Annotated in this window: 22 protein-coding genes; 5 read left to right on the forward strand and 17 right to left on the reverse strand. The window is 61.7% G+C overall.

Annotated elements, in window-relative coordinates; genetic code table 11:
- Positions 1–6: 6 nt before the first annotated feature.
- Genes KHP07_RS08070 through KHP07_RS08090 form a run of 5 tightly spaced genes read right to left on the reverse strand, consistent with a single transcriptional unit; the run spans position 7 to position 3691 of the window.
- Positions 7–798, reverse strand: a complete 792-nt coding sequence (locus KHP07_RS08070) for a helix-turn-helix transcriptional regulator (RefSeq protein WP_214496975.1) — start codon at positions 796–798, stop codon at positions 7–9.
- Between the two features lie 50 nt (positions 799–848).
- Positions 849–1535 (reverse strand): arsenical resistance protein ArsH, encoded by a 687-nt coding sequence (arsH, locus tag KHP07_RS08075; RefSeq protein WP_099492113.1) that lies wholly within the window; start codon positions 1533–1535, stop codon positions 849–851.
- 11 nt (positions 1536–1546) lie between these two features.
- The gene (locus tag KHP07_RS08080; protein WP_099492112.1) at positions 1547–2017 is read right to left on the reverse strand and encodes an arsenate reductase ArsC; all 471 of its coding nucleotides are present in this window, start codon (positions 2015–2017) and stop codon (positions 1547–1549) included.
- Positions 2018–2031: 14 nt separating this feature from the next.
- Positions 2032–3315, reverse strand: a complete 1284-nt coding sequence (locus tag KHP07_RS08085) for an arsenic transporter (protein ID WP_099492111.1) — start codon at positions 3313–3315, stop codon at positions 2032–2034.
- A 19-nt stretch (positions 3316–3334) separates the two neighbouring features.
- Positions 3335–3691 carry a metalloregulator ArsR/SmtB family transcription factor gene (locus KHP07_RS08090; protein ID WP_099492110.1) on the reverse strand — a complete coding sequence of 119 codons (357 nt, stop codon included), beginning with the start codon at positions 3689–3691 and terminating at the stop codon, positions 3335–3337.
- A gap of 177 nt (positions 3692–3868) precedes the next feature.
- Here KHP07_RS08090 and KHP07_RS08095 point away from each other — a divergent pair, with 177 nt between their 5' ends.
- From KHP07_RS08095 to KHP07_RS08110, 4 genes are all read left to right on the forward strand, one after another.
- Positions 3869–4084 carry a hypothetical protein gene (locus KHP07_RS08095; RefSeq protein ID WP_005788169.1) on the forward strand — a complete coding sequence of 72 codons (216 nt, stop codon included), beginning with the start codon at positions 3869–3871 and terminating at the stop codon, positions 4082–4084.
- Between the two features lie 71 nt (positions 4085–4155).
- The gene (locus KHP07_RS08100) at positions 4156–4851 is read left to right on the forward strand and encodes an AzlC family ABC transporter permease (RefSeq protein WP_078048548.1); all 696 of its coding nucleotides are present in this window, start codon (positions 4156–4158) and stop codon (positions 4849–4851) included.
- Positions 4848–5159 (forward strand): AzlD domain-containing protein, encoded by a 312-nt coding sequence (locus KHP07_RS08105; protein WP_034105135.1) that lies wholly within the window; start codon positions 4848–4850, stop codon positions 5157–5159. The genes KHP07_RS08100 and KHP07_RS08105 overlap by 4 nt, the downstream gene beginning before the upstream one ends.
- A gap of 172 nt (positions 5160–5331) precedes the next feature.
- Positions 5332–5685: a hypothetical protein gene (locus tag KHP07_RS08110; RefSeq protein ID WP_078048547.1), complete on the forward strand. Its 354-nt coding sequence runs from the start codon at positions 5332–5334 to the stop codon at positions 5683–5685.
- Positions 5686–5828: 143 nt separating this feature from the next.
- Here the strand turns inward: KHP07_RS08110 and KHP07_RS08115 are convergent, their stop codons facing one another.
- The 8 genes from KHP07_RS08115 to KHP07_RS08150 form a co-directional block, all read right to left on the reverse strand.
- Positions 5829–6533, reverse strand: a complete 705-nt coding sequence (locus tag KHP07_RS08115; RefSeq protein ID WP_078048546.1) for a YoaK family protein — start codon at positions 6531–6533, stop codon at positions 5829–5831.
- 69 nt (positions 6534–6602) lie between these two features.
- Positions 6603–8225, reverse strand: coding sequence for an ABC-F family ATP-binding cassette domain-containing protein (locus KHP07_RS08120; protein ID WP_214496976.1), 1623 nt, complete (start codon positions 8223–8225; stop codon positions 6603–6605).
- Between the two features lie 124 nt (positions 8226–8349).
- Entirely contained in the window at positions 8350–9387 is a 1038-nt protein-coding gene (locus KHP07_RS08125; protein ID WP_099492108.1) for a DNA topoisomerase IB, read from the reverse strand.
- 78 nt (positions 9388–9465) lie between these two features.
- The gene (gene modC, locus KHP07_RS08130; protein ID WP_214496977.1) at positions 9466–10545 is read right to left on the reverse strand and encodes a molybdenum ABC transporter ATP-binding protein; all 1080 of its coding nucleotides are present in this window, start codon (positions 10543–10545) and stop codon (positions 9466–9468) included.
- Between the two features lie 5 nt (positions 10546–10550).
- Positions 10551–11231, reverse strand: a complete 681-nt coding sequence (modB, locus tag KHP07_RS08135) for a molybdate ABC transporter permease subunit (protein WP_046034197.1) — start codon at positions 11229–11231, stop codon at positions 10551–10553.
- A complete protein-coding gene (gene modA, locus KHP07_RS08140) occupies positions 11232–11990 on the reverse strand; it encodes a molybdate ABC transporter substrate-binding protein (protein ID WP_214496978.1) in 759 nt (252 codons plus the stop codon).
- A gap of 119 nt (positions 11991–12109) precedes the next feature.
- Positions 12110–13168, reverse strand: a complete 1059-nt coding sequence (locus KHP07_RS08145) for an NAD(P)H-dependent flavin oxidoreductase (RefSeq protein ID WP_214496979.1) — start codon at positions 13166–13168, stop codon at positions 12110–12112.
- 109 nt (positions 13169–13277) lie between these two features.
- Entirely contained in the window at positions 13278–14156 is an 879-nt protein-coding gene (locus tag KHP07_RS08150; protein ID WP_078048541.1) for an alpha/beta fold hydrolase, read from the reverse strand.
- A gap of 173 nt (positions 14157–14329) precedes the next feature.
- Between KHP07_RS08150 and KHP07_RS08155 the strand changes: the two genes are divergently transcribed.
- Positions 14330–14923: a CGNR zinc finger domain-containing protein gene (locus KHP07_RS08155; protein ID WP_214496980.1), complete on the forward strand. Its 594-nt coding sequence runs from the start codon at positions 14330–14332 to the stop codon at positions 14921–14923.
- A 78-nt stretch (positions 14924–15001) separates the two neighbouring features.
- Here the strand turns inward: KHP07_RS08155 and ada are convergent, their stop codons facing one another.
- The 4 genes from ada to KHP07_RS08175 form a co-directional block, all read right to left on the reverse strand.
- A complete protein-coding gene (gene ada / locus KHP07_RS08160) occupies positions 15002–16054 on the reverse strand; it encodes a bifunctional DNA-binding transcriptional regulator/O6-methylguanine-DNA methyltransferase Ada (protein WP_214496981.1) in 1053 nt (350 codons plus the stop codon).
- A gap of 75 nt (positions 16055–16129) precedes the next feature.
- A complete protein-coding gene (gene alkB / locus KHP07_RS08165; RefSeq protein ID WP_099492103.1) occupies positions 16130–16795 on the reverse strand; it encodes a DNA oxidative demethylase AlkB in 666 nt (221 codons plus the stop codon).
- 4 nt (positions 16796–16799) lie between these two features.
- Positions 16800–16967: a hypothetical protein gene (locus KHP07_RS08170; RefSeq protein WP_099492102.1), complete on the reverse strand. Its 168-nt coding sequence runs from the start codon at positions 16965–16967 to the stop codon at positions 16800–16802.
- 25 nt (positions 16968–16992) lie between these two features.
- On the reverse strand, positions 16993–17295 hold the full coding sequence (locus KHP07_RS08175; protein WP_003191319.1) for a DUF1883 domain-containing protein: 303 nt from the start codon (positions 17293–17295) through the stop codon (positions 16993–16995).
- Between the last annotated feature and the right edge of the window lie 5 nt (positions 17296–17300).

Raw genomic sequence — 17300 nt, forward strand, 5'->3', positions numbered from 1 at the left:
CGCTGTTCAGCGTTTAACAGCGCTTTGATAGAGACCCGGGGTGATGCCGTAGGCGGAGCGAAAGTGCCGATTGAGGTGGCTTTGATCGGCAAAGCCCAGGTGATGGGCGACGTCGGAAGCGGCCATGCCGTTGCGCAATAGGCCCTTGGCGCGGCGCGTGCGCAGTTGCATGGCCCACTCACGGGGCGTCAGCCCGGTTTCTTTCTGGAAGGCGCGCAGCAGGTGGAATTTGGAGAGGCCCACCTCGGCGCCAAGGTGGTCCAGCGTCAGGGGTTGATGCAGTTGCTCGGCAAGCAGTTCCTGGGCGCGACTGATCAGAGGCTTGCCGGTGCCGGTGCTGCCTGGCAGACGCACACCGCTGATATCCACGACTTCCCCCAACAGCAGCACCAACGCCTCTTCATTCAGTTCGCGAACCAGCGTGTCGGTACTCAACGCGCCCTTGATCGCCGTCGCCAGTCGCAGCGCCAGGTCGGGTTGGAAGCACAGTGAACGATCAAACTCCAGGTGCGCCAGCCCAAGGTCCGTCGCCAATTGATCCGCGGTGGCGTACAGGCTTACAAAGTGCCAGGGCGCGCCGTCTGCCGCGCCGCCGCCCTGAATCTGGCCGGGGTTGTACAAGGTGATGGAGCCGGGTCCGGCGTGGAACTCCCGACGGTCGAGCCAGACTTTTTCTTCGCCCAGCAGGTTCACGCCGATCACGCATTCATCATGACTATGGCGGGCAAAGGTCAGGCCGGTGCAGGCGGTGCTGCTGATTTCATAGCGGCCCAACCAGGCGTGTCGCACGGCGCTCATTGATTCAACTCAGTCAGGAGACAGGCACGAGCATACGCGGGCAGGCGGGCTCAGATCGACCGTTGATTGACGCGGTGCGAGAGTTCGTCGGCGCTTTCCTTGCGCTCCGAATAGCGGTCCACCAGGTCCGGGCGCTCGCGCAGCAGCAGGGTGAACTTCACCAGTTCCTCCATTACATCGACCACGCGGTCGTACAGGGCGGAGGGCTTCATGCGGTCCTGATCGTCGAACTCCATGAACGCCTTGGGCACCGAGGATTGATTGGGGATGGTGAACATGCGCATCCAGCGCCCCAGCACGCGCAACTGGTTAACCGTGTTGAACGACTGCGAGCCGCCGGACACCTGCATCACCGCCAGGGTTTTACCCTGGGTCGGGCGCACTGCGCCAAGGGCCAGCGGCACCCAGTCGAGCTGCGCCTTGAACACCGCTGACATCGAACCGTGGCGCTCGGGCGAACACCACACCTGGCCTTCAGACCACTGCATCAGTTCCAGCAGTTCCTGTACCTTGGGGTGATCGCTGGGTGCGTCATCCGGAAGTGGTAAACCGCTGGGGTTGAAGATGCGCGTTTGCGCGCCGAAGTGCTGCAACAGGCGTGCGGCTTCTTCCACCAGCAGGCGGCTGAACGAGCGCTCCCGGGTCGAGCCGTAGAGCAGCAGGATGCGCGGTGGTTGGGCTGAGCCGTCCGATTTTGACGGGAGCAGGGACAGGTCCAGGTTGGGCAGGGTGGTCATGGGGCCTCCGATTACAGCTCGGCAATTCGAGCGAGTTCTGCCTTGAGTTCAGTTGGGCTGAGCTCGGCAAACGGCAGGATGAAAAATGCTCGGCAGCGAGTGGCAATGGTCTTCAGCGTGGCGTCGAATGCCGCCTGCACGCGTGCATCGTCACCCTGTACATCCGAAGGGTCTTCCAACCCCCAGTGCGCCTTCACCGCCGGCCCGAAATACACCGGGCACGCCTCGCCGGCTGCCTTGTCGCACACCGTGATCACCACATCCGGCGGGCTGCCTTCAAAGGCTTCGTTGCCTTTGCTGTACAGGCCTTCGGTGCTGATGCCGGCGGCCTGCAACGTGCTCAGGCTGCGTGGCAGGACCTGGCCCTTGGGAAAGCTGCCGGAGCTGATCGCCTCGAAACCTTCTGGCGCCAAGTGGTTGAACATCGCTTCGGACAAGATGCTGCGGCAGCTGTTGGCGGTACACATGAACAGGACTTTCATGGAGCGATCTCCTTTTAGAAACTCAGGCGCAAGGCGAGGGCGGCGAGGGTGATCAACAGCACCGGCAAGGTCAGCACGATGCCGACCTTGAAGTAGTAGCCCCAGGTGATGGTGATGCCCTTGCGCGCCAGGATGTGTAGCCACAGCAAGGTGGCCAGGCTGCCGATGGGGGTGATTTTTGGGCCCAGGTCGCTGCCGATCACGTTGGCGTAGATCATCGCGTCCTTGACCACGCCCACGGCATGGCTGGACTCGATGGACAGCGCGCCGATCAACACCGTCGGCAGGTTGTTCATCGCCGAGGACAGCAACGCCGTCAGCACGCCGGTGCCCATGGCCGCGCCCCACACGCCGTAAGTGGCGAAGGTATCGAGCCAGGTCGCCAGGTAGGTGGTGAGGCCGGCGTTACGCAAGCCGTAGACCACCAGGTACATGCCGAGGGAAAAGATCACGATCTGCCACGGTGCTTCCTTCAGCACTTTGCGCGTGGAAATTTTGTGGCCCTTGGCCGCGATCACCAGCAGGAGCACGGCGCACACAGCAGAAATCGCGCTGATGGGAATGCCCAACGGCTCCAGGGCAAAGCAGCCTACCAACAGGATGCCCAGCACCCACCAGCCGGCGCGGAAAGTGGCGCGGTCGTGGATGGCGCTGGCGGGGTCTTCGAGGTCGGCGGGGTCGTAGGTCTGCGGGATATCACGACGGAAGAACCACAGCAGCACCGCCAGCGTGGCCGCGACGCTGACGAAATTCACCGGCACCATCACGGCGGCGTATTCGTTAAAGCCTATCTTGAAGTAATCCGCCGAGACGATATTCACCAGGTTCGACACCACCAGCGGCAGGCTCGCCGTGTCGGCGATAAAGCCCGCGCCCATGACGAACGCCAGGGTCGCCGCAGGGGAAAAGCGCAGCGCCAGCAGCATCGACATCACGATCGGCGTCAGGATCAGCGCCGCACCGTCATTGGCGAACAGCGCCGACACCAGCGCCCCCAGCAGCACCATATAGGCAAACAATCGCCGGCCGCGTCCGCGCCCCCAGCGCGCCACATGCAGGGCGGTCCAGGCAAAGAAACCGGCCTCGTCCAGCAACAGGCTGATGACGATCAGCGCGACAAAGGTCCCGGTGGCATTCCAGATGATGTGCCACACCACAGGAATGTCAGCCAGGCTGATCACGCCGCAGGCGAGGGCCAGGATCGCGCCCATCGTGGCGCTCCAGCCGACGCCCAAACCTTTGGGCTGCCAGATGACCAGGACGATGGTGAAGATGAAAATGGCAATAGCGACAAGCATGAATAAAGGCTCCGATGGCTCAGCAGCAGGTGCTGGCCCGTTGTGGTCTGTCGCCCATTGCATCCAGACGCTGCGCGTCGTTGTGCAACCATGGCTGGTTGGCTTGTAGGGTGGTATGCAGCACTTCGGTTACCCACTCGGGCAATGCCGGGTTGATGCGGTAGTAGATCCATTGACCTTGACGACGATCCAGCAGCAACCCGCAACTGCGCAGTTGCGCGAGGTGCCGGGAGATCTTGGGCTGGCTGTCATCCAAGGCATGGATCAGTTCGCACACGCAAAGTTCGCCTTCACGCAGGATCAATAACGTCAGGCGTGCCCGGGTGGCATCGGCCAGGCATTTGAAGAGGGTGGGTGGGGAGATGAGGTCCGACATGGCCAAGGCCTGTGTATATATGGTTATTCGAATATACGGATTTCCATATGTATCAGTCAAACCCTGTTTCAATTGATATGGATCAAATGCCGTGGAATCCGCCACAAGTGTTTGAAATTAAAATGAAACACGAATGTCCTAAAGTGCCTGCCCATTGCTGATGAAGGAAGAACCCGCGTGACCCGTGCCACTCGCAACCTGCGCAAGACCCTGGATTCCGTCGCGGAAAATAACGAAACCGCCGCGTTCGACCTGATGCGCGCCGTTGAAAAACTCGGTGATGAAGTGCTGCGCCAGCGCCTGCTCAATACCATTCACCGGCTCAACCAGGATGCCTATGAGTTGCGCGAAGCGCGTGATTCGGTGGAGCAGGTGTCGGTCCGGCTCGCCTGAGCAAGATCGTTCAAGACAAGCCCCTTGTTGCGCTGGCATGCTTGTCGACTGTTTGTCGATGAGCCGTTTCCATGCCTACCGCCTTACCTCATTACGCCTTCGCTCGCGGCGCTATCGCCGTCATTCCCCTGTCCCTGGCCTGTGCGCCGTGGGGACTGCTGGCCGGGTCCATGGCCATCGATGCGCAGTTCAGCCCGTTGGAAGCCCAGGGGTTGTCCGCCATTGTGTTTGCCGGTGCGGCGCAACTGGTCGCCATTGGTATGGTCAAGAGCGGCGCCAGCCTGATCTCCATCGTACTGACCACCTTGCTGCTGACCTCCCAGCATTTGCTCTACGGCATGCACCTGCGTCCAATTGTGTCGCCGCTCAAGACCCGCTGGCGCATGAGCCTGGGCTTTCTGCTCACCGACGAATTCTTTGCACTGGTCAGCCACTACGACCGTGAGACCTTCAACCGCTGGTATGCGCTGGGTGTGGGGCTGACGTTCTATATCGCCTGGAACCTGTTCACTCTGGCAGGCATCGTGCTCGGCAAGAGCATCCCCGGTCTTGACCAGTTGGGCCTGGAGTTTTCCATCGCCGCCACCTTTATCGCGCTGATCACGCCGGTGGTGCGTGACGTCCCCACGGTGGTCTGCGTGGCGGTGTCACTGGTGTTTTCGGTGTGGCTCAGTTTCCTGCATTGGGAATCGGCGGTGGTGGTGTCCGGCGTGCTGGGCATGAGCGCGGGTTATGCCTGCAAGCGACTGGGAGTGGGGCAGCAATGATCTACATCATGATCGTGGCGATGGGCCTGGTGGTCTTTTTCAACCGTTACCTCTTTATTGAGCCGCGCCTGCCGGTGCGCCTCAACCGTGGCGCGCGGGAGTTCCTTGGGTTCGCCGTACCGGGAATGCTCACGGCGATTTGCGGGCCGATCATTTTCCTGGCGGATCATCATCTGAACCTGAGCCCAGCCAACCCGTACCTGCTGGCAGGCATCAGTGCGGTGGCGTTGATGTTCTGGACGCGCAATGTGCTGATGACTGTGCTGCTGAGCATGGCGTTGTTCTATCTGTTTCGCTGGCTGCTCTAAAACCCAGGCGAAAAAAAGCCCGCGGGAGGGCGGGCAGAAGGCAGGCTTCTAAAAATGAGCGTGGCCACTATAGGCGGCGCCTGCACCCTTTACCGTGAAACAAAGTTCATGCAGCCGTCAGTCCGGCTCGCGGCAATGGTACAGTCGCGTTTTTTTCCAATGGAGCAATGGCATGCACAAGGTGGTAATTGGCGCACTGGTACTGGCGGCCCTGGCCGGTTGCGCGGGTTCGAAGATGAAAGAAGCGCGCACCGGTGTGCCTTACAAAACCCTGGCTTCGGACAAGGCCACCCTGGTCGTTGCCGAATGCGTGCAGTTCGGCTGGCAGGACGAAAGCGTGTTCGGCGTTGACGCCGGCGGCTTCAAGGAGCCGATCGGGGCGGGTGGTTTTACTGTCTACACCACCGCAGGCGATTACTTTGTCGACGTGCAGAGCGCGGGCACCGGCTCCACCATCAAGTACTACGCCGCAGAAGACAACATGCCGGCCAAGCGTCGTTTGGCCGCACTCGCGACCTGCCTGTAGTCTGTTGCCTAAGTCGTTTTAGGAAATGCCTGGCACGACAGCAACGACGCATTAGCTTATGATGCACCCGCTCGCCCGACATGATGGCTCTTTACCAGTACACGGACGTCGAGGCCTAAACGTCGGGCGAGCATCCCCTTTGTTCAGCGCGGCATGTAGCCCAGGTGCCAGCGGCGGGGAATTTTCAGGGATATCAGCCCCAGCAATCCCGCCAATACCCCACTGACCAGCAACGCCTTCAAGCCCATCTGCTGCTCCAACAGCGCGCCGATCACTGCGCCCACAAACATTCCGGCCCACGGGATCAACTGCACGCGCCAGCCACTGCGGCGCTCGCCGAGCAGCCAGCGCCCCAGCCCACGACCAAAACGCGAAAGCGCCCCCGTGACATAAGTCAGCCCCACGGGCAGGCCGTTTACCTCTTCCACCGCCGCGTTCAGCATGCCCATCGCAATGATCGCTGCCAGCAGCGCCGCCAGGGTATCCGCGAAAGGCAGCCACGCCGCACCGCACAACAAAGCAGCGATACACAACAGCAAGGGCAGGGCATGGCGACGGCTGAGTCGGCTGACCACCACGCCCAACGCATTGCCCAGCACAAATGTTGCGACTAGCAACAACAAGCGCCCGGTCAGGCCCAAGTCACCCGCGCTGATCGCCACCGCCAGGCGCGTAGTGTTGCCGCTCATGAACGAAACAAAGTCGCCGCTCGCCATGAAGCCGATGGCATCGGTCATGCCCGCCAGCACCGACAGGCTGGCCACCAGCATCAGCCCGACACGGCCGCGCCAGCGCTGTCGATGGGCCAGTGCAGCATTGGCGTAGGGCTTGCGTGGCGAAGGCAGCATAGGGCCGGGTTCCTCGGTGAGATTATCCGGCCACTACGGTAGGACGCTTTCGGCGCGCATGCAATGACCTCAGGCACGCTCCAGGCACCAACCTGCAGGATGCCAGTCCAGGTAGTGCGTGGGCCGGATCGCCTGTACAAATGCCGCGTCATGGGACACCACCAGCATCGCACCGGTAAACCCTTGCAACGCCTGCTCAAAAGCCATCACCGACTCCAGGTCCAGATGGTTGGTTGGCTCGTCCAACAGCAGCAGTTGCGCCGGTACTTCGCGCCACAGGGCGATGGCCATCGCGGCCTTCAAACGCTCACCTCCACTGAGTTGGCCGACGGGTTGGGTCACGCGCAAGGCATCCAGTTGCAACAAGGCCAGGCGTGTGCGCAGTTCGGCTTCGGCCAGTGGTGTGTCGAGCAGGTTGAGCTGTTCGACGAGGGAGCGTTGGTCGTCGAGCAGCGCAAGGTGCTGATCGATATAGGCACTGGGCACCTGCACGCTGCATTCGCCGCTGACCAGTCGCCATTCTCCCGCCAACACCTTGAGCAGCGTGGACTTGCCGCAACCGTTCGGCCCACGTACAGCCACCCGCACCGGGCCGGCAAGGTGGACGTTCAGATGCGTCGACGGTAGCCACGGCAAGTGCGCGTCAACCAGGGACAGCACCTGGCGACCGTTGGGCACGGCCGACGCGGGCAGTGCCAACAGCGTCGGGGTCTCATCCACGACCCGTTCGTAGGCGTCGCGCACCTGGGCATCCAGTTCATGTTTGTGCTGCCAGTGCGCGCTGCGCACGGTGCTGACGATTTCTGTGGCGGCGCCTTTCCAGCGCGCTTTGGTAAAACGGTCGACATTGGCCGTCTCGGCATGTTTGCGCGAACGTGCCGCGTTGCGTTGCAGGCTGTCATGGTCCTTTTGCAGGCGCCGCCGTTCACGACTGCGTGCCAGGCGTGTGTGTTCCAGCGCGGCATGGGCAGCCTGTTGTTCAGCGTCGCGCTGGTGCCGATAGGTCGCGTAGTTGCCGCCATATACGTGGACGCCGAGCGGCGACAGTTCAATGATGCGCGCCATGGCATTGAGCAATTGCCGGTCATGACTGACCACCACCAGGCCGCCACGCCATTCGCCAAGCATACGCAGCAGCCACATTCGGCCATCGCTGTCGAGGTGGTTGGTGGGTTCGTCCAACACCAGCAGTTGGGGTGCGGCCAACAGCGCGCCGATAATCACGACACGCGCCAATTGGCCGCCGCTGAGTTGCTCGGCCGGCGTTTGAGCAGTGAGTGTTTCCAGGCCGGCTGTATCCAGGGCGCCGCGCAGTCGCTCAGCCAGGTCCCAGCGGTCGTCGATCAACGCAAGGTCATCGACCTGTGCAACGCCTAGAGCCATGCGTTCAAGGGCTGACAGGATCGGCAGGGTGCCGGTGAGATCAGCCACGGTGTCTCCGGGCGCCACCTCGACGCTCTGCGGTACGTAGGTGACACGGGACGCACCACTGAGCGTGCCGGAGGAAGGCGAGAGCAACCCGGCAATCAGTTTGGCCAGGATACTTTTGCCACGTCCGTTGCGCCCGACAATGCCGGTGGGGGTGTGGTCGATGGACAGGGACACATCATCCAGCAGGGTCTCGCCATTGGCGAACTGGAAGGTTACATGTTGCAGGGAAACAAGCACGGGCAGCCGGTTGACGTCAGTCATCAGCACCTCCAAAAAAATGTCGAACAGGCCAACAAGCGCGCCAGGCGGCTCGTTGCAGGTACATTTTGGAAGGCTTAGTTGTTCACGTCGGCGGTCGTCCCGTGCGTCAGAAGGGAGGCAGAGCCTAACCCGCCTTGGCTTTCTTCGGCAAGTTTTCCGCCAGTTGCTCAAGGAACATCGCCAAGGCCACTTCTTCGGCCTTGAGCCCTTTGCGCAGCCTTGGCTTGGGCAGCTTGGACAGTTCACCCAGGCTGAAATGCTCCAGCACGGCCGGGTGGATGTAGCACTTGCGGCACACCGCCGGGGTATTGCCAAGCTGCTTGGCGACGTCCTTGACCATCGCCACGACATGACGCTTGGCATCGGACTCGGGCTGCCACTCCAATTCCCGCAACACGGCCAGTGCCATGGCGGTGCCGGCCCAGGTGCGGTAGTCCTTGGCGGTGAAGTCTGCACCGGTAAGGCTGTGCAGGTATTCATTCACGTCCTGGGAACTGACGGTGTGCCGCTCACCGTCTTCGTCCAGGTACTGGAACAGGTTCTGCCCCGGCAATTCCAGGCAGCGTTTGACCACCGTGGCCAGGCGCCGGTCCTTGACGCTGATCTGATGCTCGACGCCGCTCTTGCCGCGGAACTGGAACTGGATCTCGCTGCCCTTTACATCCACGTGGCGGGTGCGCAGGGTGGTCAGCCCGTAGGATTTGTTGTCGCGCGCATATTGGGTGTTGCCGACGCGGATCAGCGTGGCATCCAGCAGCATCACCACCGTGGCCAAGACTTTGTCACGGGTGAAGCCGGGCTCGGCGATTTTCGCTTCAAGCTGTTTACGCAATTTCGGCAGGGCGTTGCCGAACTCCTGCAGGCGCGAGTATTTGTCGCTGTCGCGCACCTCGCGCCAACGCGCGTGATAGCGGTACTGCTTGCGCCCACGTGCGTCGCGACCCGTGGCTTGCAAGTGGCCACGCGGGTCGGCGCAGATCCACACGTCGGTGTAGGCGGGAGGGACCGCCAAGGCGTTAAGGCGCTTGATCTCATCGGCGTCGGTGATGCGCACGCCCTTGGGGTCGAAGTACTGGAACTTGCCGCGCACCGTCTTGCGGCGGATGCCGGGCTGGGTGTCGTCAACGTAATGCAGGTCGCGGGGCAGCGCAGAGTCGGACATGAGGCGGGTTCCTTGGCAACAAATCAGGCCGGTATGTCTGATTGACCGCAGCCGTTTGCGGTCGTGCCAAAAGGTTGTTCACGCCAGCACGGCGACCGCCTTGATCTGCGCCCATAGCGTCTGGCCAGGGTGCAATTGCAGTTGGTCGCGGGAGAAACGCGTGATGCGTGCCAGCAACGGCGTGCCACTGGCCTCCAGGCGCACCAGCACATGCGCACTGTTGTCCGCCGAGATCTCCTGGGTGACCGTCACCGGCAGGCGGTTGAGGATGCTGCTGTGCTCCTCGGCTTGCAGACTGAGGCTGACATCACGCGCCTGCACCTTGATGCGCAGGGCCTTGCCGAGTGCCAGCGGAGCATGGGCGACGCGCATGTGCAGGGCGCTGGCAGGCAATTGCAGGGTGAGCAACTGGTAGTGTTCGTCGTAGGCGCTCACCGTGCCGGTGATGACCACACCCGCGTCGTCGCCCAGAGCCATGGGCAGGTCGAGCCGCGCCAGGGTTTCGCCGATGGGGCCGCTGGCCAGGGCCTTGCCATCGCTGAGCAGCACGATGTGATCGGCCAGGCGTGCCACTTCATCCTGGGCATGGCTGACATACAGCACCGGGATGTCCAGCTCATCGTGCAGGCGTTCAAGGTACGGCAGGATCTCGCCCTTGCGCTTGCTGTCGAGGGCTGCCAGGGGTTCGTCCATCAACAACAAGCTCGGGCTGGTGAGCAGTGCGCGGGCGATGCCGATGCGCTGGCGCTCGCCGCCGGAAAGGTGCTGGGGATGGCGGTCGAGCAGGTGGCCAATGCCCAATAATTCGGTGGCTTGTACCATGTCCACACGGCGCTGTTGGCGCGCAATGCGCTTGAGGCCGAACTCCAGGTTGGCCCGCACCGACAGATGCGGGAACAGGCTAGCCTCTTGAAACACATACCCCAGCGCACGTTTATGCGCAGGCACAAACACGCCCTGACGGCTGTCTTGCCAGACTTCATCGTTGATCTGGATAAAACCGTCCTCGGCCCGCTCCAGGCCAGCGATACAGCGCAGGCAGGTAGTCTTGCCGGAGCCGGAATGCCCATACAGCGCGGTCACGCCGCGCCCAGGCAGGTGCAGGTCCACATCGAGGGCGAAGCCCGAATAGGTGAGGTGCAGGCGTACATCAATCATCGACATCAGCTCCAGCCCATCTTGGTTTTACGGCTGGAGTAGAGCGCCAGCAACACCAGGAACGCGAACACCACCATGGCGCCGGCGAGCCAATGGGCCTGGGCATATTCCATGGCTTCCACATGGTCGTAGATCTGTACGGACACCACCCGGGTTTTGTCCGGGATATTGCCGCCGATCATCAGCACCACGCCGAACTCGCCGACGGTGTGCGCAAAACCCAGGATGGAAGCGGTAATAAACCCTGGCCGCGCCAGCGGCAGGATTACGCTGAAAAAGGTATCCCACGGGTTGGCGCGCAAGGTCGCGGCCACTTCCAGTGGGCGTGTGCCGATGGCGGAGAAGGCGTTTTGCAACGGCTGCACCACAAACGGCATGGAATAGATCACCGAGCCAATCACCAGCCCGGCGAAGCTGAAGGTGAGGGTGCCCAGGCCCAGCCATTGGGTGAACTGGCCGAAGTAGCCATTGGGGCCCATGGTCAACAGCAGGTAGAAGCCGATCACCGTGGGCGGCAACACCAACGGCAAGGCGACGACCGCGCCGATGGGACCGCGCCACCAGGAACGGGTGCGCGACAGCCACAGGGCAATCGGAGTACCGATGACCAGCAGGATGACGGTGGTCAGTGAGGCCAGTTTGATGGTCAACCAGATAGCCGAAAAATCGGCACTCGATAACGGCATTTATTGGGCCAGCTCGTATCCGTAGGACTTGATAACAGCCGCGGCTTTAGGACCTTTCAGGTACTCGACCAAGGCTTTGGCAGCTGCGCTGTCCTTGCCCTTGTTGAGGATCACCGCGTCTTGTTTGATCGGGTCGTGCATCGAGGCTGGGACAGCCCACGCCGAACCGCTGGTGACCTTGCCATCCTTGTAGATCTGCGACAAGGCGACAAAGCCCAGCTCGGCGTTGCCGGTGGACACGAACTGGTAGGCCTGGGTGATGTTCTGGCCTTCGACGATCTTGTCCTTGACCTTCTCGGTCAGCCCTTCCTTGGCCAACACCTGGGTGGCGGCGAGGCCGTAAGGCGCGGCTTTGGGGTTGGCGATCGACAGGTGCTTGTAGTCGTTTTTCTTCAGCACTTCGCCTTTGGCGTCGACGTAACCTTCTTTGTCCGACCACAGTGCCAGCGTGCCGACGGCGTAGGTGAAGCGCGACCCCTTGACGGTGTCGCCTTCGGTTTCGAGTTTTTGCGGGGTGGTGTCGTCGGCGCTCAGGAACACCTCGAACGGCGCGCCGTTCTTGATCTGGGTGTAGAACTGGCCGGTGGCACCGTAGGCAGCGACCAGTTTATGGCCGGTGTCTTTTTCGAAGTCGGCGGCAATCGCCTGGATCGGTGCGGTGAAGTTGGCGGCCACGGCCACCTGGACTTCATCGGCATGCGCCGAACCAAAGGCCAGGGCAGCGATCAGGATGGCCAGGCGTGAGGCGTGAATCGTCATGAAGCAGCTCCTTTGAGGCTATACGGCTCGTTCTAGGTAGAAGGCTCAACCGCTATGTATGGGAATATATAGCGGTTGGCCATTGCCGGTACAGTGCAAAGTTGCCTTGGGTAAGGGTTCTAGTTGAACTTGGCCAGCGCCTGTTCGGCCAATTCACGTGTCAGTTCATAGGTGCTGATGTCTTTGCCCAGGCGCAGTGCCTGGCCGGCCCACAGGTTGCTGAAGCCCGCTTCGTCCTTGGCTTTGAGCGGGATCAGTGCGCCCCCGGAGGTCGGGAAGGCGGGCGCAGCAGGGTTGATCGCACCCAGTTCACGCATCACCCGGTTGACGATGCCCCGCGCCGGGCGACCGGTGAACAGGTTGGTCAACGCGGTCTCGCTGGCCTGGGCATGCCGCAGCGCGTAGTGGTGGGACGCAGTGACGTTGGCTTCGGGCGTAAACAAGTAAGCCGTACCGATCTGTACCGCCGAGGCACCCAAGGCAAAGGCCGCGACAATCCCGCGTGCATCCCCGATCCCACCGGCCGCAACCACCGGTACGCTGACGGCGTCGACGACTTGCGGCAGCAGGGCGAACAAGCCGATCTGGGTGTTGAGGTCATCGCTAAGAAACAAGCCGCGATGCCCGCCCGCTTCACTGCCCATGGCGATGATTGCATCGCAGCCGTGCTGTTCCAGCCAGACGGCTTCTTCCACCGTAGTGGCCGAAGACAGCACTTTGGCCCCGGTGGCCTTTACCCGGTCCAGCAGGGATTTTTCCGGCAAGCCAAAGTGAAAGCTGACGACCTCGGGGCGGAATGCTTCGACTACCTGGCACGCTGCTTCGTTGAACGGTTCACGGTTGGACACCGGGGTTGGCGCGTCAAAGTCGGCACCCAGTTCGCGGTAGTAGGGTTCCAGCAACGCCTTCCAACGTCGATCGCGCGCGGCATCCGGCGCGGGCGGTTGATGGCAGAAGAAATTGACGTTGATCGGGCGTGGGCTGGCCTGGCGGATGGTGGTCAGCGCGTCGCGCAGTTGCTCGATGCTCAGCGCCGCGGCCGGCAATGAGCCCAGCGCGCCCGCCTGGTTGGCGGCAATGACCATGGCGGTGGTGGTGCCGACGGCCATGGGGGCCTGGATGATCGGCACGTCAATGCCCAGCAGGTCGAGAAGGCGGGTGTCTGGCCAGGTGCTCATGGGTTGCTTCTCCAGCGTTAATGAGGCTTTTCGCTGTTTTAACAGGGCCCTTGGCACCCGGCCAGTCTGTTTTATTCACTGGACGAAAGCGTGGTTTCGTGGTGTGCCATCAATGGATGGCGTTGCCGAGAACCGCGTGTATCCGCTCGGCGATATGCGCCGCGTGGGTTTCCAGGGCGAAGTGGCCGGTGTCCAGCAGTTCCACGACAGCGTTGGGGTTGTCGGTTTTATAGGCATGGGCACCCGGCGGGATAAAGAACGGATCATTCTGGCCCCAGATCACCAGTGTCGGCACTTGCCTGGCCTTGAAGAAGGCCTGGAACGCCGGGTACAGCGTCAGGTTGTTGCGGTAGTCGAGAAACAGGTCCAACTGGATCTCATCGTTGCCGGGACGCTGCATGAGCAGTACATCGAGCATGTAGGATTCCGGGGCCACCCACTCGGGCTGATGCACGCCGTGCAGGTACTGGTAGCGCGTGCCTTCCAGGCTGATCACGGCGTTGCGGATCACCTCTCGGTTGGCCTGGCTCGGCTCGGCCCAATAGGCGCGGATCGGTGCCCAGGCATCCCCCAGGCCTTCCAGGTAGGCATTGCCATTCTGCGACACCAGCGCGCTGACCCGTTCCGGGTGAGCCACGGCCAGGCGCAGACCCACAGGCGCGCCGTAGTCGAAGACATACAGGGCGTAGCGGCTCAGTTCCAGCGCATCGACAAAATGCCCAATCGTGATTGCCAGGTTATCGAAGCTGTAGTGGTAATCGCGCTCGGCCGGCACTTCGGTAAAACCGAAGCCAGGCAAGTCCGGGGCGATCACTCGAAAACGCGTGGCCAGCAGCGGAATCAGGTCACGGTACATATGCGAAGAGCTGGGGAAGCCGTGCAGCAACAACATGACCGGAGCCGACGGATCGCCAGCCTCGCGGTAAAACAGGCGTACGCCGTCCACATCGACGTGGCGGTAATGAACGATGGGAGCTGGAGTGGTCATGATCAAAGCACCTTTGTAACTGGATTGGATTGATTTAAGGGTTACTGTTTTCAAAAACTGCGCTTAAAAAAGTAACCTGTCAAATAATTTATTCAGGTTAGCTTGTTGTCGTGTGTAACTACCCAATAAGTAAAATAGGGGTTACGATGCCAGCGCTCACCTGAGGATTGACCATGACTGTTTCCCCGCCGACTACCGCCCCCTCGGAACCCTACGTCCTCGCCGATGACCCGGTGCTGGATATGCTCAATACCCTGGCGAATATCGACGGGGTGCCGTGGGATTTCTGGCAAGCCGATGCTGACGTAGCCGCCTGGTTGACGCGCGTGGAATGGGTTGAACAGGACAGCATTCCAGGATTTGAACCCGGTGCTTTACTCAGCGCTGCGCGAGAACTGCGTGAAGTAATCCGCGACCTTGTTGCTGCCCGTAAAGCCCGGCAACCGGGCAACCCTGCGGCGCTTAACGCCTTCTTACGCAAGGCCGTCAGCCATCCGCAGTTGGTCTGGGCGGCCACTGAGGCGCCCCGGCTCGAGCGTCAACGCAAGCAGCAAACAGCGGAGCAGTTCCTGGCGCCGATCGCCGAGGCTGCCGCCACGTTAGTGGTGGAGGGGGATTTCAATCTGATCCGCCGCTGCGAGCATCCGGAATGCATCTTGTGGTTTTATGATCGGACCAAGGCCCACAAGCGTCGCTGGTGCAGCATGGCGCTGTGTGGCAATCGGCATAAGGTCGCTGAGTTTCGTAAACGCAAACTGAAGCTCTAAGCGAGAGGGCTTTGCAGAACACCCAGAAGCAGTACGTCGAGGCAATCCGTACCTGGCGCTGATCCACATCGGTATCCGTTAGGTCTTCGACGCCTGCTCGCGGGCGAGCAACTGCTGCTTGCGTTCCACACCCCAGCGATAGCCCGACAGCTCGCCATTGCTGCGCACCACGCGGTGGCAAGGGATTGCCACTGCCAGGCTGTTGGCGCCACAGGCCTGGGCCACGGCACGGAAAGACGTCGGCGCGCCGATGCGCTTGGCGATCTGTGCGTAGCTGGCCGTGCTCCCCGGTGGAATATCCCGCAAGGCTCGCCAAACGCGTTCCTGAAACGCCGTGCCGCGCAGGTCCAGCGGCAGGTCCAGGCCGAGCGCCGGCGCTTCGATAAACCCCACGACCTGTGCCACCAATTGTTCGAATCGCTGGTCGGCGCCCACCAGTTCGGCCTTGGGAAACTGATCCTGCAGGTCGCGCACCAACTGATCCGGGTCATCCCCCAGCAGAATCGCGCACACGCCACGGGCGCTTTGTGCCACCAGGATCGCACCCAGGGAGCACTGCCCGACGGCGAACAGGATCGCGTTGTTGGTGCCACCGGCTTTGTAGTCGCTGGGCGTCATGCCGAGCAGTTGATTGGCCGACGCATAAAAGCGGCTGTTGGAATTGAAGCCCGCGTCATACAGCGCATCGGTCACCGAGTGCGAAGCCTTGAGGCTATCGCGCACCTTGCGTGAGCGATGGGCGCTGGCGTAGCCCTTGGGGGTCAGGCCGGTAACGGCTTTGAACACGCGATGAAAATGGAAGGGGCTGAGGTTGGCTTGCAGCGCAAGCGCATTCAGGCTGGGCGGAGTGTCGGCCTGCTCGATATGGCGACAGGCGTCGGCCACCAGTTGCGCATGCTGTGCTGCGAGCTGGGTCTGGTCACCGGCCGCGCGTTTGCTGGCGCGGTAGCCCGCAGCTTCGGCCTGCGCCGGGGTGTCGAAAAATTCGATATTTTCCGGGCGCGGCAAGCGCGAGGCACTGCTGGGGCGACAGTACACGCCGGTGGTCTTCACGCCGTAGACGAACAGCGTATCAGCCTTGGGATCACGGGCGAGGATGGCTGCCCAGCGGGGGTCTAGTTCGGTAGTCATGGTCGGCACTCTTGACGGATCATGGCCAGATTAGTCGTGCCGTGAAGACCTGGCACTCTGAAGCTTGCGGTCAAATCAGCCGGCGGTGCGAAAGGTCAGGTTGATGCGTTGCGGGCCCATGATGGGGTGCACGCCTTCCTTGATCGGCATCACGCCGTGAAAGCGCAGGCGATCCACGCCACCCCAGACCACCACGTCGCCATGGAACAGCGAGACTTTGCGCGTCTTGTCACTGCGCGCATGCCCGCCAAACAGGAAAATCGCCGGCAAGCCGAGGGACACCGACACCACCGGTTCGCTGTAGCGACGCTCGTTCTTGTCCTGGTGCAGGGACATTTTTGCGCCTGGCACATATCGGTTGATCAGGCAGGCGTCGGGCGCAAAGTCGACAAAGCCGGCTTCTGCCGCCGCCACGCTAGCCAATTGGCGCAAGACCTCCGGCATGTTCGGCCACGGCTGCTGGGTGCGCGGGTCGAGTGGCGAGTAGCGGTAGCCGGAGGTGTCGGTGGTCCAGCCCAGGTCGCCGCAGCTGCTTAATGCGGCCGACATGGTAAAGCCACCGGGCGTGACCATCTGCCGAAACGGTGATTGAGCCAGCACTTGGCGCAGTTCCGGCAGAAGGCGCTCAATCCAGGGCAGGGCGTAACCCCTTAATACGTAGGACTGTTCGCCGATTTGCTCGCGCCCTGCAGGTTGCTGCAAGGCATCATCGGCGAACAGGTCGGCGGTGGGGCCAGGCATTGGCTTACAGCGCCTTGCTCACGGTGATGTCGGTGATTTCGTCACTGGCATCGTGAATCTTTGCCAGCGCTTGCTTGGCTTCTTCTACGTCATTGGTCTGAAGTTGGGCGAACTCAAAGCGGCGTTCGCCGTTGAGCTTGTACTTGATCACGTATTTGGTGGTAGCGGTCACGATGATTTCCTGTGGGGTGTTCGGGTCAGCTCAGTTTGGAACTGGTACGGCGAACAATGCGGATCTTGTGGGACAGCGCGGGTTTGCGGGTCACGCTGATGGCGCGACGTGTAACCACATCCAGGGTGATGTTCCAGAAGCCGGTGCTCGGTGCGGTGATTTTGGCCGGGAATTTGTCAAAGGCGCCGCCATGGTAGGTGTGGCGGCCACCGTTCTTGAAGCTGCGAAAATTCGCATCGCTCATCAGGCGGATATTACAAGTCTGCGAACATTCGATGACGACAATGTCTCCCTCGTTGAGGTGCTCGCGCTGGTGGATAAATTTCATGAGGG

It is taken from the genome of Pseudomonas sp. VS40 (genome assembly GCF_018587885.1).
GTDB lineage: Bacteria > Pseudomonadota > Gammaproteobacteria > Pseudomonadales > Pseudomonadaceae > Aquipseudomonas > Aquipseudomonas pergaminensis.